This window comes from Pirellulales bacterium, from assembly GCA_019636335.1.
GTDB lineage: Bacteria > Planctomycetota > Planctomycetia > Pirellulales > JAEUIK01 > JAHBXR01.
On the sequence record JAHBXR010000003.1, the window covers coordinates 61218 to 86364 of the forward strand.

A 25147-nucleotide genomic window follows, 5' to 3' on the forward strand; every position below is an offset into this window, starting at 1 on the left:
GGCCAGCCGAGATCGGCTCAGACTTCCTGCCCGTCGGGGGATTCGTACAGCCCGACGCAAGGCTCGTGGCGGGTGCCGTGGGCATCGGTGACCGAGTACTTGGCCGGCGCCCACATGGCGACCCCGGCGTGATCGCCGTTTTTGCCGAGCAGGTAGAGCTTGAGATTGAACGCGGGACGTCCTTCCTTGTCGCGCAGACGCGGTTCGGTATGGGCGGCAACGCGGCGCATGACCTCGAGCCCCGCTTCCTGGGGTGACATGCCCCCCCGCATCAACTCGACGGCGGCGAAGCTGCTGAGGTTGCCCAGGTTGGCTTCGCCACGCCCGGTGCTGCCGCAGGAACCGATCGCGTTGTCGACGTACAGTCCGGCGCCGACGATGGGCGAGTCGCCGACGCGTCCAGGGATCTTGAAGAACAGTCCGCTCGTCGAGGTGACGCACGAGATGTCGCCCGCGGCGTTCATCGCGGCGCAGTGGATGGTGCCCGTGGGACGTTTGAAGAACTTGGCCACCTCGGGATCGAGCTCGTTATCGGGAGGCGGCAGCCAGTCATCTTCGTTCGAGCGGGTCTGCTTCCAGTAGAGCCAGATCTTGCGCGAGCGCTCAGTGAGCAGGTTTTCTTCCGGAAAGCCGTAGGCCCGGGCAAACTCGAGCGCGCCTTCGCCGACGAGCAGGATATGATCGGTCTCGCGCATGACGAGGCGCGCGACTTTCGAGGGGTTCTTGATGTTGCGCAACGAGGCGACAGCGCCTGCGCGATGCGTGGGGCCGTGCATGACGGCGGCGTCGAGCTCGACGACGCCGTTCTCGTTCGGCAAGCCCCCCAGGCCGACGGTCATCTCGTTCGGATCGTCTTCGACGATGTTCACGCCGGCGATGGCGGCGTCGAGCGGGTCGACTCCCTCGAGCATCAACTCGTAGGCGCGTTGCGTGGCTTCGAGCCCGTTGGCCGAAGAGATCGCTTTCACGGGAAACTCGCCGGGGCGCGGCAGCATGGGGGCCTCCTGTGCCCGAACGGTGGAAGTTAGCTGCGAGCCAATCAGCCCCGAGGCCGTAGCCGCCAAAAACCCACGACGCGAAGAGCCGAGCGGAGCGAACGACATGGATAATTCTTCACGAAGGAACGACGAGGAATATACTCGCCTCTGCCCAACGCGGGAGAGGGGCCGGGGATGTGGGGCAAACGTGCGTCTGGCCCGTTCACAACCACTCTGTACCAGCCTAATTCTCGATTCCCAGGCGGCGATACTTTTCCTTGTACTTTTCCCACAGCCGGGTGTGCTTGCTCGACAGATCGACGCGGCGTCCCTGGATAAAGGCCATTTCGACCTGGGTGGGCGTCTCCAGGGGATCGCCATCGGCGATGAACAGGGTGGCGTCCTTGCCAGAGTCGAGCGAGCCCAGGCGGTCGGCGACGCCGAGGATTTCAGCCGGCGAAAGGGTCACGGCGCGCAAGGCATCGGCCTTGGGCAGTCCATAAGCGGCCGCCGTGCCCGCCTCGTAGGGCATGTTCTGGGCCTTCGAATGACGATCGTGACCGGCGATGCAGAACTTGACGCCAGCCTGGCGTAGCCGTTCGGCGAGCGTAAAGGGGGAGTCGTAATCGTCGCTCTCTCGCTGTGGCAGGCGATGCACGCCCGCGATAATCACCGGCACGTCCTGCCGCGTCAGCAATTCGGCACAGAGGGGAGCATCGTAACCCCCCGCGATGATGAGCTTCACTCGCTCGCGCTGGGCAAAGGCGACGGCGGCTTGAATCTGCGCCACCTCGTCGGCCATGACGAGCAAGGGAACTTCACCAGCCAGGACGGGAATCATGGCCTCCCAACGCAGATCGTGATCGATGGCGGGACCTTGGCTCGCGGCATGTGCCTCTTTCGCTCGCTTGTAGGAACGTGCGTCGGCAAAGGTATCGCGCAACAGAGACAGCGAACGATCGCGCGCTTCGAGCTGTTGTTGCGAGGTCTCTTCGATATACCAGGCGTTGGCCGGGTGCATGCGCGGCCAGTTGATCGCCAGCGCAGCGGGGGAGCGAACCGTCATCTCCTCGTACGTCCAGCCATCGAGATTCATCACGGCCGTCTGACCGGCGATCACGCCCGGACCGGGCACGACGAGCGCCGTGAGAATGCCCGTGCCGCGCGCGACGGGAAACAACTCGCTGTCGGGATTCACGGCGACTTGCGCCTTGACGTTCGGATTGACGCTCCCCGTTTCGGCCTGATCGACCGTGGCCCGCACGGCCGGGATCTCGACAATCCCGAGTTGCGTATGAGCGTGGAGCATGCCGGGATAGACGTGTTTGCCGGTGGCGTCGATCTTCTCGCAGTCGTCGGGCAGGGGGACGTCGGCGCCGATGGCCGCGATTTTGCCCTCGACCAAGAGCAGCGTGCCTGGGGCGATGTCGGGGCCGCTGACCGGATGAATCGTTCCGCCCACGATGGCGATCGGTTTTTGCTGCGGGGCACCGGGGATCTCATCCGAGGCACGCAAGACGCGGGTCCCACCGATGACCACCACCATGGCGAGCAAAACTCGAATCGTTCGCATGGTCTTACTCCTCGCTTCCGTGTTGCGCGTGTTCGTGGTCGGCCTGCTGGTGTCCGCCGTCGTGTCCGTGATCGTGATGGCCGCAGAAGAGATCTTCGCGGGGCCAGAAGTCGTCTTCGCCGCCGCGCGATTCGCCCGGGCCGCGCATGTCGGCGCCGGATTTGAGAATGCGCTGCACGAGTTGGGCCCGCATGTCGCGGAGCTCGATGCGGCGGGCGATGTCGGCCTCGCGATCGAAGTACTTGCGCCCGTCGATCCAGGTCTGTTCGCAGCGTGTGTAGGTCGAGAGGGGCGATTCGCTCCACACGACCAGGTCGGCGTCTTTGCCCGGCTCGAGCGAGCCCACCCGTTGGTCGATACGCAATTGTTTCGCGGGATTCAGCGTGACGAACTTGAGGGCCTCGATCTCCGGCACGCGTCCGTAATGCAGGGCCTTGGCGGCTTCGAGATTCAGCCGCCGGGCGAGCTCGGCATCGTCAGAGTTGAACGAGACGACGACCCCCGCGTTGTGCAACAACGCGCCGTTGTAGGGGATCGAGTCGTAGACCTCGATTTTGTACGCCCACCAGTCCGAGAAGCTCGATCCGCCGGCGCCGTGTTTGGCCAGCGCGTCGGCCACTTTGTAGCCCTCGAGAATGTGTTGCAGCGTGGCGATGCGGATGCCGAATTCCTCGCAGGTGCGAATCAGGGCCAGGATTTCGTCCTGCCGGTACGAGTGGCAGTGGATCAAACGATCGCCGGCCAGGATCTCGGCGATCGCTTCGAGCTCGAGATCGAATCTGGGCGGCAGTCCCGCCTGAGTGCGTTGCCACTGGTCCCAGGCGCGGCGGTAATCCTGCGCCGCGAGGAAGGCGTCGCGCATGATCTGCTCGACTCCCATGCGCGACTGGGGATAACGCGAGTTGAAGCGGTCGCCCCAGTTGGCCTGCTTGACGTTCTCTCCCAAGGCAAACTTGATGCCCAGGGGAGCGCCGGCGAACTTGATTTCCTCGGGCATCGCCCCCCAGCGCAGCTTGATGACCTGGTTCTGGCCGCCGATGGGATTCGCCGAGCCGTGCAGGATGTTCGACGAGGTGACGCCACCGGCCAGTTGTCGATAGATGTTCACGTCGTCGGCGTCGATGAAGTCGCCGATGCGCACCTCGGCCGTGATGGCTTGCGACGATTCGTTGATGCCGCCATCGGTGGCGATGTGCGAGTGGCAGTCGATCAGGCCCGGCGTGATATGACGCCCCTGGCAATCGATGACCAACGCCTCCTCGGGCACCTGTACGTCCTTGCCCACGGCTTTGATGCGACCCGCCTCGACGAGCACCGTGGCATGGTCGAGCTTGCCCTCTAGTCCGCTCGTCCAGACGGTCGCGCCGGTGAACGCGACGAGAGCGGGTTGCTCGGGAGGCCCGGCCACGCCGAACGCCCCCAGCGGGTAGTTCACGGGGAACAGCGCCTGGCGCGGCTGGTTCTTGTCCTCTTTGACGGGCTGCTGCTTGTCGGTATCGGTAGCCCGCTTGGCGGGCTTTTCTCCCTCGGGTTTCGTCGTTTCCGCCGTGCCTGGCGCGTCTCCTTTCGCCGCGTCGGGGGGCATGACCGTTTCTTCCGTAGGAGGTTCGTCCGCCGGACGCACGACCGGCTCCGCTGGTTCGTCGCCCGCCCCCGATTCCTGGCCGGAGGGCTCGTCGGTTGCTTTCGAATCCTTGTCGGCAGCCGCCTGGGGATCAAAGGATTTCGTGCGCGTGGCAGTAAAAGGATCGCTCGAACCGTTGGGCCACTCGACGACGCCGAGCGCGGTCATTTCCGATGTCTCGGCCAGGGCGATCGTGGTGGCGGCGCGTGCTGTTCCCTCGCCGGAAAATTCCTTGGCGCTGAAGGTGAAGGTCCATTGTGCATCGCTGAGGGAGACGTGGCCGAGCTTGAGCTTCGCCCCGCCTACGTCGAGTGAGCCTTCGAGCTTGCGCGGCTCGCCGGCGACGTGGACCGTGGCGGTCTTCTCGCTCCCGTCGGGTTGGGTGATCTTGGCCGCCCACGTACCGCGCAAGTCGAACAGGGGTTCCGCTTCGACCTCGTAGCGAGTCCCTGCGACCCAGGTTTCGAGCACGCGTCCCTTGTCGGCAAAGAGATCGCCGTCGGCGATGACGAGATCGGCCGAACGTCCCGGCTCGATCGTGCCGTGACGCCCGCCGATGCCAAGGATCGATGCCGGCGTGGTCGTGAGCGCCCGCAGCGCTGCCTCGGCGGGCAGACCGCGGCGGACGGCTTCGCGCACGCGCGAGAGAAAGGTGCTCGAGTCTTTTAGCCCGTGCGCCGTGAGGGCGATGCGCACGCCGGCCTTTTCGAGCCGGGCGGGGTTTTCTGGAGCGAGATCCCACTCGAGCAGCTCTTCGAGACTGGCTTCGAGGGCCGCGTCGGGGGTGCGAACATTCGGGGCCTTCGGAAAATTGACCGGCACGATGAGCGTGCGGCCCGACGCCGCCACCGCGTCGAGGCGGCGATATTCGCGCCCCGAGCCGCGGACGATGACATTCAGTCCGAATTCGCTCCCCAGGCGATCGGCCCGGAAGAAGTACCGCTCGTTGCTCGTGTCGATGATGACGGGCAGACCCTCGTGCAGATGCTTTTCGAGGACTTCGAGGGCGTCGTTCTGCTCGGGACGCGGCAGGCCTTCGCGCGTGGCGAACGCGCTCCAGGCCTTGCGGTACCAATCGGCGTCGTATAGCGCCTGCCGCACCAGCGCCACCGCGCCCATGGGCGAATTCGGGTAGCTGTCGCGACTACCGCGCCGGACGGTCAATTGGAGATGCAACGCCACCTGGTCGCGGATCGTGTCGCGCGAGGCGGCTTCGTCGGCCGTGGAAACAACGGCGCTCGTGCCGCGTATGATGCCCCCGGTGGGCACAATCAATCGCGACGTGATGCCTTGGCTGCGCAGCTTCTTGTTGTAGGCCTTGTCGGCCTGATAGATCTTCTCGGCGCGATTTTGTGGAACGACGTTCGTGTTCCAGTAAGGGGCGCCGCCGGGGGTGGGGCTGGTCGTCGTGAGCTCGCTGTAGGCATCGATAAAGCCGGGGTAGATCGTCTTGCCAGCCAGCGGCCAGACGCGAGCGTCGGCTGGCGCGGAGAGATCTTCTCCCACGGCGGCGATCACGCCATCGCGCACCAGCACGTTCGCTTTTTCGAGCACGCGCCCCGGTGCGATCACGACTCGGGTGCCTTCCAGAAAGTGGACGGCTGGCGTGTTCTTGCGTAAACCGGAGGGGGGCGTCGTCGATGGCTCCGCGGCATTCGCGATACCGTGGACGAGCTGAAGCAAGGCCAGCAATACCAAAGAACGCCCGCAGGCGGACGGACAGCGCGGAACTGGCATCGTCGATCTCTTCCGTGTGACGCGGCAGTAGTAAGACGCGCCGACAGATGGCTGGTTGCCATCGCGGCGAAGGTGGCTCGAGCTCTGAGTGTTGGCAGTAGGGGAGTCGAAGTCAATCGACCGGCGGTCATGGTTCGCACAGGGAACCAAATGCCGGTGCGGTGAGTGCCATCGCGCGGCCTGTGCCAAGAATAGCACGCCGATCAGGGGGAGAATTGCTCGATCTCGTCCCGCGTGGCGAGCGAGGGCTGCGCTCCGGCACGGCTGACCGAGAGGGCGGCCGCACGCGTCGCCCAGTGTGCGGCCTCGACGAGCGTGCGCCCCTCGGACAGCGCGACGCAGAGGGCGCCGCTGAAGGCGTCTCCCGCGGCCGTCGCATCGATGGCCCGCACCTGGGCCGCGGGAATGCGGAGGGGGTCGTCTTCGACCACGAGGACGCCCTCCGCGCCGAGCGTGATAATCACCGCGCGACAACCGAGCGCTTGCAACTTGCGCGCGGCCGCCAGGGCTTGCGCGGCATCGATACCTTGCTCGTCCACGAATTCGATGCCGGAAAGCGTCGCGGCTTCGACCTCGTTGGGCGTCAGCACATCGACTTGGCGCAGGAGATTCATGTCGAGGATCTCGCGCGCCGCGGGGGCCGGATTGAGCACCGTGAGCAGACCTGCTTGCCGGGCGCGTGCGAGGCCATGCGCGACCGTGTCTAGCGGCGATTCGAGACTGGCGAGCAAGACACGCGCCGAACGAAAGACCTCATCCGGCACGCGATCGACGTCGGCCGGTACGAGATTCAAGTTTGCGCCCGAGGCCACGCCGATCATGTTTTGCCCCTCCGCATCCACCAGGATCAGCGCCACGCCCGACGGTTGCGAAGGCACGGTCTTGATCAAGCGGCAATCGAGATTCTCTTGGGCGAGACGCGCGAGCGATTCACGGCCGAAGAGATCGTCTCCCACGGCGGCGATGAAGAGCACGGGTTCGCGCGCCGCGCGCGCCGCCGCCACGGCCTGATTCGCCCCTTTGCCACCACCGGCCTGATAGAACTGGCCGCCGAGCACCGTTTCGCCTGGTCGAGGAAGCCGCGCGCCGCGCAGGACGAGATCGGTATTGATCGAACCGAGGACAAGGACTGCCGGTGCTGCCATGGATTCGCCTGCGTCCGTCCGCGCGATGTGACTACTTGCCGATGCAGAAGCGAGTGAAGATGCGATCGAGGATGTCGTCGGTATACACCGTGCCGACGACCTGGCCAAGTTCTTCCAAGGCCGTGCGCAGTTCGGCGGCAATCAGCTCCTCGCCACCTTGTTGACCGACGATGTCCACGGCATGCGCGAGCGATTCTCGTGCGCGACGCAGGCTTTCGCGGCAGCGCGTGGCGGTGGCGTTGACGACATTCCCCGAGTTGGCCGCGAGCTCGTTCAGCTCGTCGGCCATGGCCCGGCGTAGCTCGGCCAGGCCGAGGCCCGTCGAGCTGCTGGTGGCGAGGATGTGCTGCCGAGGATCTTGCTTTGGAAAGGGTACGAGAGCGAGATCCGCCTTGGTCAGCACGTACAAGCGACGGACTGCCGGCGACGGGACGGCGAGTGTGGAATCGAACGACGCCAGATCGGGCGCTTCACGCGCGTCGACACAATAGATCTCTAGATCGGCCGTCGCACGTTGGGTCCGCGTGGTTTGTTGGGCGGCACGTTCGAGCTCGTCCACGGGCTCGGTCGGATCGAGTCCGGCGGTGTCGATCAAGCGGCAGCGTGCCGTGTCGAGTTCGAGGGTCGCCGTCAGGTAATCACGCGTCGTGCCGGCCACGTCGGCCACGATGGCCGTGCTGTCCTGTGTCAGGGCGTTGAAGAGACTGCTCTTGCCAACGTTGGGTGGGCCGTAGAGTACCACCGTGGGGAGCGCTCCGGCGGTCGAGCGGGTTTGCATCTGGGACTCGAGCTCGCCGATCGCATCACTTGCCCGGTGCAGGCGCGAAAGCAATTCGGCGCGCGAGACGAATTCGATGTCCTCTTCCACGAAATCGAGGCCGGCCTCGAGCTCGGCCAGCAGGTCGAGCAGATCGTCGCGTAGGCTTCCCAGCGGCATGGCCAGTCCGCCGGCGAGTTGCGCGATCGCCACGCGAAGCTGCGCGCCATCGTCGGCGTCGATCACGCCCAGCACGGCTTCGGCCTGCGTCAGATCGAGTCGTCCGGCCAGGAAGGCACGCAGCGTGAATTCGCCAGGCCGTGCCACGCGGGCTCCCGCGACGCACACGGTACGGAGCGAGGCTTCGACCAAAGGGGGCGAGCCGAGCAGGTGCAGTTCGGCCAGCGGCTCGCGCGTGTAGCTGCGCTGGTCGGGCCAGTAGAGCAGATCGCACGGCAGCACGCGGCCGGGCGAGGCAAGCAACAGCCGGCCTGTAATTCGCGTGGGACTCTCCCTCGTGAGGATGTCGAGAGCATCATCGGCACGGAATATAGCTTGCAGGCAGGACGCGGTTTGTGGCCCACTCAGGCGAACGACACCCCGTGCGGCCCCGCCGGGGGCCGAAGCAATGGCCGCGATCGTGTCGTCGAGGAGGTAATTCATCGACGTGGGCTGATGCGCACCGGCGCGCGGTCCGATCCTCGTTCTCGTCAATCACGCGTCCATCGCGCGAGCGTTCGATGCGACAGGCAAGCGACTAACGCGAGCCGCGCTGCTTGCTGCGACGGGTTCCGCCACTACCGCCACTGCCGTTGCTGCCCGCGGCATGGTCGCTCTTCGTCTCGGCGGCGACGGGTGCCGCGGCGGGCTTCATCGTCTTGGGCAGCAGCTTACGTTCGGCAATGCCCCACAAGCTCGAAGCAATGAAGTAGATGCACAAGCCGCTGGGCACTTTGAAGAACATGACCCCCATGAAGACCATCATGTATTGCATCATCTTCATCTGCATGCGGGTTTGATCGTCGGTCGCCGGCGGCATGAACATCTTCTGCTGCCAGAGGAAGAGGGCGATCGTAATGACCGGCAGCAGGTTGAAATAGGGGCCGAGCCAGCCGATGACGAACTGCGGCATGAACTCGCTCCAGCGGAACAGCATGTCCGGCGCGGCGAGGTTCGAGGCCCAGCGAATGTTCTCGCTGATCAAGGGAGCCTGACGCAGCTCGACGTTCACGGCCAGCGAGCGATACAGGCCGACGAAGATCGGCAACTGGATGAAGACCAGCAAACAGCCGCCGAGCGGATTGTAGTTGTGCTTGGCGAACAGCTCTTGCGTGGCCTTGGTCTTGGCCTCGGTGTTGTTCTTGTATTTCTCCTGGATCTTCTTCAGCTCGGGCTGCAGCAACTGCATTTTCTGCGCGCTGACGGCCTGCTTGCGGCTCAGGGGGAACATGCACGAACGCACGAGCACCGTGAGGAGCACGATCGCCAGACCATAGTTGCCGAACGTCACGTAGTCGTGGAAGAAGTACAAGATCCGCAACATCGGCCGCGAGACCCAACCGAACCAGCCAAAGTAGACCAGGTCCGAGAGCGTGTAGCCGTTGCCGACGTCGTACGACTCGAGCACCACGCGTTGCTTGGGGCCGGCGAAGAGCGTGAAGGCCTGCTTCATGCTTCCCTGAGGCGCCAACTCGTGCGTGGGGCTTTGCAGGCGGAAGGACGTGTTGGTCCGATTCCACTGCGCCTTATCCTCGGGCACGGGACCCACGCGAATCGGTTGCGCCGTTTCGCACCAGACCGTGCCCGGCTCGGGCTGGAGTGGGAAGAGCGCCGTCGAAAAGTACTGCGCGTCGACCGCGAGAAAGCCAAAGGGCTGATCGCGCCAGGGAGAACCGAGGTCCCCCTTCGCGATCGAGCGGCAGGTGACCATCGACGGATAAAGGCGACCGTTCTGCCAGAGCGTCACGACAATGTCACGCATGCCGGCGCCCCCCCAGTCGCGCCCGATCTTGGTGGCGTACCACCAGCCTTCATCTGGGAGGCCGTTCGGGCCGTCGAGGCGATAGGCAACCTTGTGCGCTTGGGCGTCGAGATTCTTGATTTCAATTTCGAACGTGAGGTTATAGCCCGGCCCCTCGGCGAGGTTCTCGGCCGCCTTGGCCAGGCGGTAGGTCTTGATGAATTCGAGTCCCTTCGTCACGTGGCTGAAGCTGACGTGCGACTCGTCGGCAGACTTGACCTGCCAGGTGGCATGGAGCAGATCGACTCCGGAGAACTCGGTCTCTTCCTCGCGCAGTTTGTCTCGATCGAAGATTGCCAGCGTGGCCAGCATCGAGAGAGGATCGGCCCCTTCGGGGCGGATCACCTCGAGCGGACGTCGCATCAACGTGGCGGTCACGGTGAGGGGCTCGTCGTGGCGCAGGAGCTTGATCTCGATGGTGTCGTCGGGGCGCGTTCGCGCGAGCGCTTCCTCGAAGCGGATGCGGCCGTCGATTTCGCTGCCAGCGATTTCGGTGATCAGATCGCCGGGCTGAATCCCGGCCAGGGCGGCGGGGGTGCCACGCCCCACGACGCGCACGCGGCAGCCGCGACCGTTGATGTCTCCCTCGGGCAGCAGGTGGCCGAGATAGCCCGACCGATCTTCAAGATCGCGAAACTGCGGGCTCGAGAGTTCCGCCCGAGCCAACGCCGCGCCCCGGTTGGTCAGCGTGACGAGCAGGCGATAGCCTTCGTCGGGGTCGACCGAGCCCAGGGTGACCCATTGTTCCGCCTCGACGGGGCGAACTTCGGGCGGGGGCGGCGCGGCGGCCGGTTCGCTGGCCGGGGGGGGGGCCGACTCCCCTTCGGTGACGGGCTGGCTGGCAGTGCCTTCGGCGTTTTGCGCCGGCTGCTCGGCGGGCGGAGCCTGGGCATCCGCAGGTTTCTTGTCGGCCTCGGCCTCGGCAACCGCGGCCGGCTGCTCGGGAGGGGGGCCTTGCCACCACGAAAGCAGCAGGAAGTATCCCTGGAGAATCGCCAGGGAAATGAGCATGAAGGCAATCAGCCGCTTGTCCACAGAGCCGTCCTTGTCGAAATACGTTGCGTGAAGGCCGGCGGGGCGGGAAGCCAAGACGCGTCGTGCCGGGACGCCGCGCGAGCCGTCCATGAAACCCGACTATCCACGATCTTGCAAGGTGATCGAGTCGGGCCTACAGACAATTCAGCATGACGCCGCGCGGGCCTGCCGCACGGCGAGGCAGAATGGTTACTTCCTGTACTTCCCCCGCCTATTTTCCCTCGCGCAGTCGATCGCCGAGGAAATTGTCCAAATCGGGGATATCGTGAATCTTGCGAGCGGTTTCTTCGAAGGGATATTCGACGCGACGATACGTTACGGAATCGTCCTCGTAGATGGCGTAACAGGCGCGAGGATCACCATCGCGTGGCTGGCCGACCGAACCGACGTTGAACATGGTCTTGCTGTCCGACAACTCGTAGCGATAGTTGATCTCTTCCGGGCTGTAGAACTTCAGATCCTCGGTGAAGACTCCCGGCACGTGCGTGTGGCCCTGGAAGCAGAGCCGCTCGACGAGCGAGAAGATCTTTTCCATTTTCTTCGGGTTATAGATGTCTTCGGGAAAGACATACTCGTTGAGCGGATTGCGGGCCGAGCCATGCACGAACAGGGCGCCGTTCTCGCGAATGCTACGAGGTAATTCGCCGAGAAAGTCCCAACGTTTGGCATTTTGTTCGGGACTTCCGCCGGGGGCCTCCAACTGTTCACGCGTCCAGAAGATGGCTCGTTCGGCGCCCGAGTTGAATCCTTCGGGGTCGAAGAGCGCGCCCTGGTCGTGGTTCCCCAAGATGCAGGCGTCGACCTGCATGATGCGGTCGATGCACTCGCGCGGATTGGGCCCATACCCGATGATGTCGCCGAGACAGTAGATCTCGGTGATACCTTGTTGCCGGATATCTTCCAGCACAGCGGTCAGGGCTTCGAGATTGCCGTGTATGTCGCTGACAAGCGCGCGTTTCACGCTTGATGGTCCTTCGGCTAAGCCCCTGACGACGCGAACTCCCACGTGCGCGAGTTATGGGGTGTGGGCGGAGTGGATGACATCCGTCGAAGGGAAATCCTCGCGGTGACGCAGCCCCGTGTCGACCCGTGGAAATCGTCCTTCGTGTTGCTCTAAACCAAACAGGCAGTCTAAGTTGCAGCAAGTAGGGGGTCAAGCGGGTGTTTCGCCTCGACGTGCCGCCGGGGGGCAATGCTAGCACCGGCGCCGCCCTTCGTCCGCCTTTACAGCGCAGCGGCCTTTTCGTATACGCATTCCCTTCCCGCGTTGCGCGCCCGGCCCCTCTCGTGGCGCGATCGAATAGCTGGCGGCGTATCGCACGGACACGCCCCACGAGCGAACGGTCAGGAGGACCGATGCGACGATCCGGCACGGCGGCCCAGGCCCCTTTGAATTCTACCTTCGAAAAACGACTGACCCACGGCGAGACGTTCGTTTTGTTGGCGGCCTTGCTCGTGGGTTGGCTCGTGCCGGCCACGGCCCTGGGACAAACCTACGTGGGTGGCGTCCCTCTCTTGGCGCGGCAACCAGCCCCCCCGGGCGAGCCCGGTACGACCAGCACGGCCGTGCCAGTTACCGTCGAGGCCCTGGAGGCCCGCCTGCGCGACGTGGAGACCGACACGGCGCTCGATGAAAAAGCGAAGGTCTTTCTCACCGAGCACTACCGCGCGGCCCTCGATGATCGCAAGCGGGCCGCCGACCTGAATGCACGGCGCGAGTCGCTGGCCAGGCAATTGAGCGAAGTGCCCGATCGATCGAAGGTGGTCGCTGACGAGCTGGCGAAGCCAGTCACCGAACCGAACCTGGTGGTGCCATCCAACGCCGCGGTGGGCGAGTTGCAGCAACTTGCGGCTGAGCAGGTGACACGTCGCAAGCAGTTGGCCGACGAGAAGAAAGAACTCGATGCCGAGCCGCAACGCCGCATCGATCGCAAGCTCGATATTTCGCGCACGCGCGAGACCTCCCAAGATCAATTGTCCGAGGTACGGCGCCGCCTGACAGCGATCGGCGGCCGCACCGATTTGCCTCCCGAGTTGTCGCTGGCGGATCAGGCGGCGCTGCTGGCCCGAGAGCAGTTGCTGGTCGCTCAGCTCGCGTTGTGGGAACTGGAAGAGCAGTTCTTCTCTTCCACGATCGAATTATTGGAACAGGAGCAGAAGCTGGCCGCTCGGCGGCTTTCGGCAGCGCAGGCACTCGTCGATGCCTGGCAAGAAAAGCTGCAGCTTGCGCGGGTCAAGGAAGCGCGGGGCCAGGCCATGAGTGCCAGCACCGCCGCCGCGCGAGTACGTGACGACGCCACGAAGGCGCTGGCCGAGGAGAACAAGGCCCTGGCGGCGCTACGGATCCAGTTGCCCGAGCAGATTCGTGCGTTGCAGCAGAAGGTCGATTCGCTCGACCACTCGCTCAAGGAGTTGAAGTCGCGTGCCGAACGCGACCGCGGCAAGGTGGACGATGCCGGACTTACGGAACCGATTCGCTCGCTCCTGTCGCGTCGGCGGCGGGAACTCGAACGCGATCGTATCGACTTGGAGAGGGATTTGCTACACGGCCAGACGCGGGCTCCGCTGTGGCGCAAACTGGTCGCTGCGCAGGAGCAACTCTTCGCGCTCGAAGATCAGGCCGAAGCGCTGGACGAACTCGACGACGCCGTGGACGAACTGCTGCAAAGCCCGGCTTTTGCCGCCAATACGACGCCGCGGGAAGAGCTCCGGAATAACGTGCGGACCTTGCTGGCCAACCAGTCCACGATTCTCACCAGCCTCATTCCGGATTATCGCGAGTATTACGAGGCGCTCATCGACGTCGATACGAAGCAACAACTGCTCCGCGAGCAGCAGGCCGAATACTCGGACTGGATCGACGGGCTGATGTTGTGGATTCGTAGCACCGAAGTGGCGCATGCCGGCACGCTGCAAGATGCCGTGGCCTGCTTGAGCAAGCTGCGCGATCCGCAGGATTGGAAAGCCGCCGCCGAGGTGGCCGAAGGAGTGCTGCGGATCCATCCACTGTCGGCGGGCTTGGGGGTGCTCGTCATGTTCGCGGTGGTCCTGGCACGCGACAAGCTGCGGAAGCGGATGCGCCAGCAAGGCGAGATCGCCGCGCGTCGCAACTGTGCGGTCTTCGGACCGACGCTGGAGTCGCTGGCCGCGACGATCATCTCGGCGGCCATGTGGCCCGGGTTCTGCTGGTTTATCGCGTGGCTTCTGGTGGCGAAAGAAACGGGCGCCCTCGGCGCCGCGCTCTCGAGCGCCTTCGCGACCACCGCGCAGGTCATGCTGCTGGGCGAGTTCCTGTGCCAGGTTTGTCGCCCCCTGGGGTTGGCCGAGGCGCATTTCCAATGGCCGGCGCGGGGCGTGAGCATCGTGCGACGCAACCTGCGCGCGGCCATGTTCGTGGGGCTGCCCTTCCTGCTGATCACGGTGACGATTCACTCGTCGACCCAGACCGATGAGGTCTGGCGACACTCGCTCGGGCGACTGCTTTTCATCGCCGGGATGTTGCTCGTGGCGTTCTTCGTACACCGTATTCTGCGACCTTCATCCGGTGCGTTGGCCGATTACATCACGCTGTATCCGCAAGGGTGGGCCAGTCGGCTCAGGCCGTTGTGGTATGCGGCGGCCATGGCCGCGCCGTTGAGCCTCGCGCTGCTTTCCGCGGCCGGTTATCACTATACGGCCGATCAACTCGCGTGGCGCATGTTTGTCACGCTGGCGATTCTTACCGGAGCGGTCGTCGTGCATGCCCTGCTGCTCCGCTGGCTGCTGATCACGCGCCGCCGCTTGGCGATGCAGCAGGCACGCGAACGACGCGCCGCGATGGTCGAAGCGCGCCAGGACGTGGTGACCGCCGAGGGAGACACCGCCGGCGCGATCGTGCTCGAAGAGCCCATGATCGACCTGTCGACGATCGATGAACAGACGCGCAAGCTGATCAACGTGCTGGTCTGCGTCTTGCTGGGGGTGGGCTGCTACCTGGCCTGGGTCGACGTGCTGCCTGCCCTGGGGGTGCTCAATCAGATTACCCTCTGGTCATCGGATACGGCCATCAACCTGGGAGTGAACCAACTCGGCATGCCGGTGCAGGATATTACCCTGGCGCACTTGCTGCTTTCGCTGGTTGCCGTCGCGCTCACTTATGTCGCCGGCAAGAATATACCGGGCTTGCTCGAGATCGCCGTTTTGCAGCGACTGCCGCTGACCGCCTCGGCCCGTTATGCCGTCTCGACGGTCTGTCGATATCTCATCGTGGTGATCGGCGCGATGATCGCCTTCGGGCTGGTCGGCATCGGCTGGTCGAAGGTGCAATGGTTGGTCGCGGCCATGACGGTCGGCCTCGGCTTCGGCTTGCAGGAGATCTTTGCCAACTTCGTCTCGGGCCTGATTATCCTCTTCGAGCAGCCGGTCCGTCTGGGCGACGTGATTACCGTGGGCAACATGTCGGGCACGGTCACCCGCATTCGGATGAGGGCGACCACGATCACGAATGGTGATCGCCAGGAATTGATCGTGCCGAACAAGGACTTCATCACGGGACGCGTCGTCAACTGGACGCTGAGCGACACGATCCAGCGCCTGCAGGTCAACGTGGGCGTGGCGTACGGTTCCGATGTTTCGCTCGTACGCGACCTGTTGCAGCGAGCGGCCCGCGAGCATACGCTCGTGCTCAAGGATCCGGAACCGAAAGCCACGTTCGAATCGTTCGGAGACAGCACGATGAACTTCGCGCTGCAGGCCTTTGTGCCGGGCCTGGAAGTCGTGTCGGCTGCCCGGCACGACATCCTGTCGTCGATCGATCGCTTGTTCCGCGAGGCCGAGATCGAAATTGCTTATCCGCAGCGCGATTTGCGGATACGTTCGATCGCCACGCCGGTGGCGATCGTCGACGAGCGTTGTGCTTCCTAGGGTTCCACTGCTGCCGGTTCCATGCATCGTCGCAAGCGCAAGGCACGATTTCAACGCCGCACGCAGCCCGGGGCGTTGCCCGGCAGCGTGGTGGTCGATCCCTTGGCGAAGTCGCCCAAGCTGCACCTGCTGTCCTATGGCAGCGATCGCTGCGAAGAGCGCATGCTCGGCAAGGTCAGCGAGGCACGCGAATACCTGGACAAGTACCCGGTCACCTGGATCAATGTCGAAGGGCTGGGAGATGCCACCATCATCGGTCAGGTGGGCGAGATGTTCGGCCTGCACCGGCTGGCCCTCGAAGACGTGGTCAACGTGCATCAGCGGGCCAAGGTCGAGGAGTATCGCGACCATCTTTTTATCGTCACGCGCATCCCGCGACAGAATGCCCATTTCGACAGCGAGCAGGTGAGCATCTTTCTGGGGAAGAACTACGTCGTCTCGTTTCTCGAAGACCCGGGCGACTGCTTCGAGCAGGTACGGCAGCGGGTCAGGGCAGGGCAGGGGCACGCCCGCGTGGCGGGGCCCGACTATCTTGCTTATGCCTTGATTGACGCCGCCGTGGACGCCTACTTTCCCGTGCTCGAACACCAGGGGGACAGGCTCGACACGCTCGAAGATCTCATGCTGGCGAAGCCCAGCGCGCAGACGATCCGGGATTTGCACGGGTCGAAGAGCATTTTGCGCAGCATGCGCCGCGTGCTCTGGCCGCAGCGCGAAGCGCTGAACGTGCTGGTGCGAGATCACTCGAGCCTGGTCCGCGATGAGACCCGGGTCTACTTTCGCGATTGCTACGATCACACGGTGCAGTTGATCGATCTGCTCGAGGTGGATCGCGAGCGCTGTGCCGACCTGTTGGACCTGTACCTCTCGAACGCGAGCAATCGCCTGAACGAGGTGATGCGCGTGCTGACGGTTATCTCGACGCTGTTCATTCCGCTCACGTTCATCGTGGGGATCTACGGCATGAACTTCAACACGAAGACCTCCCCCTGGAACATGCCCGAGCTGGAGTGGTACTACGGTTACCCGCTCGTCTGGCTGACGATGATCGTGGTGGTGGTGGGGCAGTTCATCTTCTTCGTCCGCAAAGGCTGGATCGGCTCGTCACTTCCGCCAGAGAAGCATGCGCCCGAGGGGGAGCAGGACGAAGTGCAACACGAATCGCACGATCACAACGAGATCGGTCGGCCAAGCCATCAGGCGTAAAGGATCGAAGGAGCGAAGCCGTCGAGTAGGTCAGGTACGCCGTACCTGACAAAGGTTTGACGTGGCGACTCGTTTGAGTGTCAGGTACGGCGTACCTGACCTACTCGGTTGTGGCGGGCACGATGCCGTACAGGGCAAAGGCGCAAATCACCAGCGAGTGCCGGATCTCACCGTCGCGGATCAGTCGCGGTATCTCGGCGAGAGGGTGCGTCACGACCTCGATCCGTTCGCGCGGGTCGGGGCGCGGGGGAGCCACCAGGCGGCAGTTCTCGGCCACGTAGAGATGGCAGTGGTTGTTTTGAATGGCGGGATTCGGCCACAGGTCGCCCAGTCGTCGCACTTGGGAAGAGTCGTAGCCCGTTTCTTCTTGCAGCTCGCGCAGCGCGGCCGCGCCGGCCGGTTCTCCCTCGTCGACCATGCCGCCGGGGATCTCGAGTGAAAGGGCGCGCACGCCGTGTCGATACTGCCGCACGAAGACGACGTCTCCCTCGGCGGTGATGGGGATCACATTGACCCAATCGGCGCACTCCAACCGCACGAACTCGCTTTCGTGCCCGTCGGGCGCCAGGCGATAAAGATCGCAGTGCAGGTCGAAGATGAAATGCTCGAAGACCGTGCGCGAGGAGAGCAGAGTCCAACTCTTGTCGGGCATGTCGGGCTAATCCTGCACAGGAGGTGGCGGGCCGGCCGCTGTCTCCTGCGAGGAAAGGCTCGCGGCCGCGGCGGGTTCCGCACTGGCCGCATTCTTGCGTTTCGCGATCCGAAAGACCAGACGAGTCAGGTCGTCCCACAACGAATAGGCGACCGGCGTAATCAGCAACGTCAACAACAGCGAGAGGGTCTGGCCCCCCAGAATCACCTTGGCCATGCTGGCCCGCGCGGCGGCGCCGGGACCTTGCCCCAACGCGATGGGGACCATGGCGGCCACGAGCATCAGGGTGGTCATCAGAATGGGGCGCAAACGCGTGTGGTTCGCTTCCAGGATGGCCGCGTCGCGCGGCAGGCCCTTTTCGCGCAGCACGTTCGTGTAGTCGATCTGCAGAATGCCGTTCTTCTTCACGATGCCGAACAGCATGAAGATGCCGAACATCGCATAGATGTCCATCGGCGTGCGCAAGAGGATCAGCGAGATCAAGGCAAAGGGCAACGTCAGGGGCAATGCCAAGAGGATGGTGATCGGATGGACGAAGCTCTCGAACTGCGCGGCCAGCACCATGTACATGAACAGAAAGCTCAAGGCGAACGCGACGACGAAGTTCGAGTTCGACTCGGCCAGCAGCTTGGCGCGGCCGATGAACTCCCAGGAGTAGCCCGAGGGCAGGTCCATCGTGCGCATGTGCTGGCTGATCTCGTTCACGGCATCGCCGAGGGCGAGCCCTTGTAGATTGGCCACCACGACGACCTGCCTGCGACGGCCGAAGCGATCGATGGTCGACGGCCCTTGCGCTGGCACGAGTTTAGCCAGGTTGGCCAACTCGACGAGTCCCACCTTGGGTGAGGGGAGCGTCATGGCGCCGATCGACTCGCGGCTGCGGCGATACGGAAGATCGGCCCGGAGCCAGACGTCGTACTGTTCGTCGTCTTCCTTGTACTTCGAGACGATTTGTCCACCCACCAGCACCTGCAAGGTCGCGGCGATCGTCTCGATGGGCACTCCCAGGTCCGAGGCCTTCTCGCGGTCGACCTCGACGCGCAACTCCGGCTTGCGCAGCGCAAGGCTGGTGTCGACATCGACGTAGTGCCCCGTGCCGCGCAGCCAGTCGGTGATCTGTTCCGCCATCGTCTGCAACTCGGCAAGGTCGGGTCCGCTCAGGTTCAAATCGATGTCGACCTGGCGGAAGCCGCTCCCCTGGAAGGCCTGCACGTCCTGCACGGCGCCGCGGATATCGGGATAGTCGGCCATGACGAGGCGGGCATCGTGCATCACGTCGAACTGCGTGTAGTCGCGCTCGCGCAGATCGATCAGCCGCACATAGATCGAGGCCTGCGTCACGTCCCCCTGGCCTTCGGCGATGCGACCGGTCGTGTCGCCAATGATCGTGAACTGGTGCGTCACGCCGCGCAATTTGGCCACGCGAGCCTCGATCTCGCGGAGCATCTTATCGGCCCGCTCGAGCGAGTACCCTTCGGGCAGGGTCATCGAGATTTCGAACTCGCTCTGATCGTCGCGGGGGACGAAATCCATGCCCACGTTCGCAAAAATGGCCGGTGTGGCGGCGAGCAAGCCGACGGACGCCAGCACGATGACCCAGCGGTGCCGTAGCGACCATCCCAGGATCCAGCCATAGAAGCCGTCGATCGCGCGCCAGATGAAGCCCCCCTTGCTGCTGTGGTGCCCCGATTCGAGCTTGAGGAAATGGGCACAGAGCATGGGGGTCATCGTGAACGAGATGAACATGCTCATCAGCACGGCGAAGCCGACGGTGAAGCCGAAGCTGTTGAAGAACCGCCCCACGCGCCCCGACATGAAGGCGATCGGCACGAAGATCACCAGCAGCGACAGCGTGGTCGCCACCACGGCCAGCGCGATCTCGCGCGTGGCCGTGCTCGACGCGGTTCGGGCGTCGGTCCCGTGCTCTTCCATGTGGCGGAAAATGTTCTCGTGGACCACGACGGCATCGTCGATCACGATGCCGATCGCCAGGATCAACCCCAGCATCGTGATGTTGTTGAGCGTGAAGCCCATCCAGTCCATGAACACGAACGCGGCCACCACCGACGACGGAATGGCGAGCGACGCGATCACCGTGGTCCGCCAGTCGCGGATGAAGAGCAGAATCGTCAGGCTGACCAGCGCGGCCGCCAGCACGAGGTGGAACTTGAGCTCCTCGATCGACGTTTCGATGAAACGCGATTGATCGCGGATGACCTCGATATTGATATCGGCGGGAAGCGTTTCGAGAACCTTCTCCAGGCGTTGCTTGACGGCGTGGACGACCTCGACCGTGTTCGTGCCCGACTGCTTCTGCACGACCAGGCTGACGGCCGTATCGCCATCGAGCCGGCTCAGCCCGCGCGGCTCGGCGTAGGTGTCTTCGACACGGGCGATGTCGTTGATGCGCACGGGATAGCCGTCGCGATCGGCGATGATCAATTCGCCGAAGGCGGACGAGGAGGGGACGCGCCCCATGGTGCGCAGCACGACCTCCTGCGAACCGCGGTCGACGCGCCCCCCCGGCATTTCGAGATTCTGCCGGACCAGGGCCTGCCGGACATCCTCGATCGAGAGGCCGTAGGCGACGAGCCGCCACGCGTCGACGATCACATTCACCGCGCGTTCGCGGCCCCCCACCATGACGACGGCGCCCACGCCCGAAACGGTTTCGAGAACTTCCTTGACCTGCTTCTTGGCGATCTCGGTGACTTCGCGTTGATCGCGGCGGCCCGAGATGGCGATCGTCGCCACGGGCGAGGCATCGAGATCGAACTTGTCGATGATCGGCGGATCGGTGCCCGGCGGAAACTGCGAGAGGATGGTCGAAATCTTGTCTCGCACTTCTTGCGCCGCGGTATCGCCGTTTTTCTCCAGCACAAACTGGACGGTGACCTGCGAGAGTCCTTCCTTGGTCGTCGAGCGCAGCTCGTCGATGCCGGAGATCGTGTTGACGATCTCTTCCACCGGTTTGGTGATCGAGGTTTCCATTTCCTCGACGCTGGCCCCCTGCAGCGTGGTGGTAATCACCACGACCGGCAGGTCGACGTTGGGAAAGAGATCGACCCCCAAGCGATTGAAGGAGGCGATCCCCATGACGATCGGGGCCGACACGAGCATGGCCGTGAAGATCGGCCGTTTAATGCAGAGATCCCAAATGGTCACGGCTCGCGCCTCGCCATCTCGGGGGTCTCCGGCTCGCGAATCCGGACGGGGGTGCCATCGGCCAGCTTCGTCTGGCCGCTCGTCACGACGGTGCTCTCGGGATCGAAATCTCCCTTGATTTCGATCCAGCCCTCTCCCGTTTCGCCGAGTTGCACTTCGACGGCGTAGGCCTTATTGTCGCGGACGACGAACACCTTGGTCACGCCGGCAAAGGTGACCACGGCGTCGAGAGGCACCGTGGGGGCGTTTTCATCGAGCTCGGTAAGCACGCCTCCCTTGGCAAAGACCCCCGGCTTGAGGCGGCGATCTTCGTTCGGCACGATCGCTTCGATCTGGAAGGTGCGACTCGCGCGATCGATCGTGGGATAGACGCGCACGATCTTGCCGTCGAACAGATCGCTCGGATAGGCATCGATCTTGAGCTTCAACGTCTGCCCCTCGCGAATCGCGGCCAGGTTGCGTTCGCTGACTCTGGCTCGCACTTTGAGGGGATGATCGACCACCAGGCGGAACATGTCGCGCGAGGGGAAGGCGCGAACCATTTCTCCTTCGGCCACCATGCGCTCGGCCACGACATAGTCGACGACGACCGAGCCGTCGGGCGCGAGCGTGGGTAAATCGGGTGCGTAGATCGACGTATCGTCGAGCCGTTCTTGCGCCGAGGCCAACGTCGCGGCCCGCAATCGGGCCGAGGCAATCGTGGCCTCGGTCTCGTCGATGGTCTGTTGCAGCGTGGCCTGCGCGACTTGGAAATCGGTGCGCGCCTGGTCGAAGTCCTCCTCCGTGGCCACTTTGCGGCCGAACAGGCTCTCGACCCGCGCCAGTCGCCGGCGGGCGTTCTCGACGAGCCGGTCGGCGCGCACGACGCCCGGCAGCTTCGTCACGTCGAATTCCTCTGCCGGCAATTCCTTGAGACCCAGCCGGGCCAACTCGAGTTGCAGGGCCTGGATCGCTTCGTTCACGGCAAGCCGGTAGTTGATCGGGTTGAGCTCGACGAGGATCTCGCCCGGCTTGACGCGATCGCCCACCTCGTGATGGATGCGCTTCACGATCCCTTCGACCTCGGGGGTGACGATGACCTCCTCGAGCCCGTGGATCGTGGCACTGACGTAGACGATGCGCTGCACGGGGCGTGGCGTTACCTTTTCGACCGTGACCGGGATGGCCAGGGCTTCGGCAGGCGTCGCCGAGGCCACGGTGGCCGCGGGCGCCTCGGCCTTGCCGCAGCCCGTGGTTGGGAGCAGACCTAGCGCCAAGACTCCCACCAGCGCCAGCGGGGCGATCGCGTAGAGTCGAGCGGAAACTTTCAACATGGAGAACACGTCGTCTAGGTACTTTCTTGGGGGTTATTTCTTACGCGGCGTCCGAAGGACCTTGCGAGGGGGACGCGAGGTTTTTTCTTCCGGCACCTTCCAGCGCCAGCGCTTCAATTCCGTGGGGGTGAGAATGCCGTGGAAGAGAATGTCGACCACGTTGCGGCACTGTTCGGAAACGGATCGTTTGCGGCCGGCAAAGTAGTTGGTGAACATCGTGCCGTAGAGCGCATCGCCGACTACTTCGGAGATCGCCTCGACCGGAATGTCTCGAATGCGCCCGGCGGCAATCAACACGGCAACCTGCTGTTCCCAGCGCACGACGTCGGCGTCGCGGTGCTGAAAGTAGGTGGGCTTGGGGCGATCGCGAAATACGGCCCGTTCCTGGATCAGCAGCTCGACGATGTGCGGATTCGAGTCGAAGAACTGGAGGTAGCCGTAGATCGCCAGGGGCAATTGGTGCAGCAGGTCGTCGGACTGCGCGGCCCAGCGATCGACACTCTCGCGCAGATTGTTCATGCCGCGATCGACCGCGGCGAGAAACAGGCTCTGCTTGTCGCGGAAGTAGCGATAGATGGTTCCCTTGCCTACTTCGAGCGCATCGGCCACGACCTGCAGATCGGTACCGGCGTAACCACGCTCGGCGAAGACGCGCGCGGCCATGTCGAGGATCTCGTTTTCGCGCCGCGAGCGCAAGTCGGCATCGACCGGGCGTCCGCGTCGGCGGCGAGTGTGCGTGCTCATGGCGGCGGGGAACGTGTCTTGGGGGGCGAGGGACTCCGGTCGCGGTTCGCAGCGGCAGGCCGCCGCGAGGGACCGCGTCCGAGCCGCCATCGTATTTAATGACGGGCGCGTCCGTCAATAAAATAAGCCCCCGGCGGGACGGATTCCTCCGATAGCGGGAGATGGCCTGGGGTGGTTCACCAGGTCCGGAAGTCGTTCCGAGGTTGTGAAGCGAGGCACTACTTGACCGTTGGCGAATCCCGCTTACAATCGCGGGCAGGTTGAGACATCGTCTCATCCGATCTGCCAGCCTGCCCAGCCAATTTCGGCCGCTCGCCAGCTGCTTGGCTTTCGTTTCCCAAAGTGTCTGTGTGGGGAGCGAATTCTCGATGACGCAAATTGTTTCGCGTTTGATACGTCGGCGGCAAAGGACGCTCGTGATTCCAGGCAAGCTTGTTCGTGCCTAGGCCCGTGCGATATCGCGAGTTCTTCGCGAGCACGGGCAGAGAGCGTCGCGCGGTAGGCGCTTCCCCTGGCTAGTGTCTTCTCACGGGCCGTTGCTGGGGAAGTGAATGGATGAGCAATTTCTCTTTGCTCCCGGCGTCGAGCGTTCCGCCTTGCAGTACTTGCCAGGAATACCACGATTCCATTCATACAAGGACTATCTCATGGCTCACTACACCGGTCCGAAGGGACGTGTCAATCGCCGACTGGGCGTCATGATCTACGAGAACGGTGGCGCGCGGCGTGCGCTGGAACGTCGCGATTCGCCCCCCGGCATGCACACGCGGCGGGGCAAACTTTCGGTCTACGGCCAGGCGCTGCTCGAGAAGCAGAAAATCAAGCATTTCTACGGCCTCGGCGAGCGGACGCTGCGTCGAATTTTCGCTCGGGCACAGCGCACCGAAGGCAACACGGCCGATGCCTTGATCGCGCTGCTCGAACGCCGGCTGGACAACGTCGTGCGGCGTGCCGGTTTTTGTGCCACGCGGCCTCAGTCGCGGCAAGGCGTGGCGCACGGTCATTTCGCGGTGAATGGCCGCAAGGCCGATCGGCCGTCGTTGCTCGTGCGGCCGGGCGATGTAATCGACGTCATTCGTCGCTCGAACCTGGCGCAGATCTACCGCGATCGCATCGAAACGGTCGAAGGGGAGCAGCCGACGTGGCTCGAACGCGAAACGGACAACTTGCGAATCCATATTCGCGCGCTACCGATTGCCGAGGACGTTCGTCTTCCCATCGACATCGGCCTGGCCGTCGAGGCCCTGTCGCGATCGTAGCAACATGTTGGCGAGCGCTCGTCGAAGGGGCGACGAGCGTCTCCCCCCCGCAGGAATTGAACTCGGAGAGACGATCTTGTCACTTGCCCACCGCTCGAACTGCTTTCGATCGCTGTTGTTTGCCCTGCTGAGCGGGTTCGGTTTCGTGCTGCCCTGCGGTGAGGCGGCCGCGGTGACGATTCACATCGACTACACGTACGACATCCAGGGGTTCTTCGACGACCCCGAGCGGCGCGCTCGTATGGAAGAGGCGGCCGCGGTCTACTCGATGTTCGCCGATGCGTTGGCTCCCATCGCCCCGGCGAGCGGTGACTCTTGGACGGCAAGATTCGTGCATCCCGGACAGGGAGGCGGTCCTGTCCTCCGCTCGGATCTTACGCTCGACGAGGGGGAGATTCGCATCTTTGTCGGTGGACGTTCCTTTCCCAGCTCGGTGTTGGGGTTTGCCTCGCAGGGAATAGCCACCGCGTCGGGGAGTGCCTCGTTCGTCGACGCGGCGCTCCATCGCGGGCAACTCAACACCACGGGCCCGAGTGCAACCGACTTCGGCCCTTGGGGCGGCTCGATCACTTTCAATTCCGCTGCTGCCTGGCATTTTGGACAGACGGTCGCCGGGCTCGATTCGACGAAATCTGATTTTCTCACCACCGCGGTGCATGAGTTGGGGCATCTGCTCGGTTTCGGCACTGCTGCGTCGTGGGATAGCTGGATCACGGGTTCGAGTAGCGTGTACGATTTTCATGGGCCAGCGAGCATGGCCTTGTACGGCGGCCCGGTGCCGCTCGACAACTCCGGCGGCCACTGGGATCTGGGGGTGACCGGCCTCGTGAACGGAGTTCCGCAAACGACATTGATGGATCCTTCGACGCCGCGCGGCGTCCGCGAGTTGATGACCGATCTCGATTTGGCTGGCTTTCGAGATATCGGCTGGCAGGTGGTGCCCGAGCCTTCGTCGCTGGCGCTTGCCTCGACGGGCATGATCGGTGTGCTATGTTTAGCGGCTCGCCGCCGGAGGCGTCGCCAGCCCGACTAGCACAC

15 protein-coding genes are annotated in these 25147 nt (G+C 64.0%); 4 read left to right on the forward strand and 11 right to left on the reverse strand.

Annotated features, from left to right (window positions below; translation table 11 throughout):
- Positions 1 to 17: 17 nt before the first annotated feature.
- From KF708_04315 to KF708_04345, 7 genes are all read right to left on the reverse strand, one after another.
- Complete coding sequence (locus KF708_04315; GenBank protein ID MBX3411919.1) at positions 18 to 995, reverse strand: N(4)-(beta-N-acetylglucosaminyl)-L-asparaginase; 978 nt, start codon at positions 993 to 995, stop codon at positions 18 to 20.
- Between the two features lie 226 nt (positions 996 to 1221).
- A complete protein-coding gene (locus tag KF708_04320) occupies positions 1222 to 2550 on the reverse strand; it encodes an amidohydrolase family protein (GenBank protein ID MBX3411920.1) in 1329 nt (442 codons plus the stop codon).
- 4 nt (positions 2551 to 2554) lie between these two features.
- On the reverse strand, positions 2555 to 5911 hold the full coding sequence (locus KF708_04325; GenBank protein ID MBX3411921.1) for an amidohydrolase family protein: 3357 nt from the start codon (positions 5909 to 5911) through the stop codon (positions 2555 to 2557).
- Positions 5912 to 6114: 203 nt separating this feature from the next.
- Positions 6115 to 7056, reverse strand: a complete 942-nt coding sequence (gene rbsK, locus KF708_04330; GenBank protein ID MBX3411922.1) for a ribokinase — start codon at positions 7054 to 7056, stop codon at positions 6115 to 6117.
- A 31-nt stretch (positions 7057 to 7087) separates the two neighbouring features.
- The gene (locus KF708_04335) at positions 7088 to 8476 is read right to left on the reverse strand and encodes a tRNA modification GTPase (GenBank protein ID MBX3411923.1); all 1389 of its coding nucleotides are present in this window, start codon (positions 8474 to 8476) and stop codon (positions 7088 to 7090) included.
- Between the two features lie 94 nt (positions 8477 to 8570).
- On the reverse strand, positions 8571 to 10868 hold the full coding sequence (locus KF708_04340) for a YidC/Oxa1 family insertase periplasmic-domain containing protein (protein MBX3411924.1): 2298 nt from the start codon (positions 10866 to 10868) through the stop codon (positions 8571 to 8573).
- A 211-nt stretch (positions 10869 to 11079) separates the two neighbouring features.
- Positions 11080 to 11829 carry a metallophosphoesterase family protein gene (locus tag KF708_04345; protein MBX3411925.1) on the reverse strand — a complete coding sequence of 250 codons (750 nt, stop codon included), beginning with the start codon at positions 11827 to 11829 and terminating at the stop codon, positions 11080 to 11082.
- Between the two features lie 395 nt (positions 11830 to 12224).
- Here KF708_04345 and KF708_04350 point away from each other — a divergent pair, with 395 nt between their 5' ends.
- Together KF708_04350 and corA are read left to right on the forward strand one after the other, a co-directional pair.
- Positions 12225 to 15770, forward strand: coding sequence for a mechanosensitive ion channel (locus KF708_04350; protein MBX3411926.1), 3546 nt, complete (start codon positions 12225 to 12227; stop codon positions 15768 to 15770).
- A 21-nt stretch (positions 15771 to 15791) separates the two neighbouring features.
- Positions 15792 to 16976: a magnesium/cobalt transporter CorA gene (gene corA / locus KF708_04355; protein ID MBX3411927.1), complete on the forward strand. Its 1185-nt coding sequence runs from the start codon at positions 15792 to 15794 to the stop codon at positions 16974 to 16976.
- A gap of 100 nt (positions 16977 to 17076) precedes the next feature.
- On the opposite strand, the gene KF708_04360 is transcribed toward corA, so the two are convergent.
- The 4 genes from KF708_04360 to KF708_04375 are packed head-to-tail and all read right to left on the reverse strand — an operon-like array spanning position 17077 to position 22850.
- Complete coding sequence (locus KF708_04360) at positions 17077 to 17628, reverse strand: NUDIX hydrolase (protein ID MBX3411928.1); 552 nt, start codon at positions 17626 to 17628, stop codon at positions 17077 to 17079.
- Between the two features lie 6 nt (positions 17629 to 17634).
- Positions 17635 to 20793 carry an efflux RND transporter permease subunit gene (locus KF708_04365; GenBank protein ID MBX3411929.1) on the reverse strand — a complete coding sequence of 1053 codons (3159 nt, stop codon included), beginning with the start codon at positions 20791 to 20793 and terminating at the stop codon, positions 17635 to 17637.
- On the reverse strand, positions 20790 to 22106 hold the full coding sequence (locus KF708_04370; GenBank protein MBX3411930.1) for an efflux RND transporter periplasmic adaptor subunit: 1317 nt from the start codon (positions 22104 to 22106) through the stop codon (positions 20790 to 20792). Before KF708_04370 ends, KF708_04365 begins: the two co-directional genes overlap by 4 nt.
- Before the next feature lie 33 nt (positions 22107 to 22139).
- The gene (locus KF708_04375; GenBank protein MBX3411931.1) at positions 22140 to 22850 is read right to left on the reverse strand and encodes a TetR/AcrR family transcriptional regulator; all 711 of its coding nucleotides are present in this window, start codon (positions 22848 to 22850) and stop codon (positions 22140 to 22142) included.
- 647 nt (positions 22851 to 23497) lie between these two features.
- On the opposite strand from KF708_04375, the gene rpsD reads away from it, so the two are divergent.
- On the forward strand, positions 23498 to 24109 hold the full coding sequence (gene rpsD / locus KF708_04380) for a 30S ribosomal protein S4 (protein ID MBX3411932.1): 612 nt from the start codon (positions 23498 to 23500) through the stop codon (positions 24107 to 24109).
- A gap of 76 nt (positions 24110 to 24185) precedes the next feature.
- Entirely contained in the window at positions 24186 to 25142 is a 957-nt protein-coding gene (locus KF708_04385) for a PEP-CTERM sorting domain-containing protein (GenBank protein MBX3411933.1), read from the forward strand.
- Positions 25143 to 25147 lie beyond the last annotated feature (5 nt).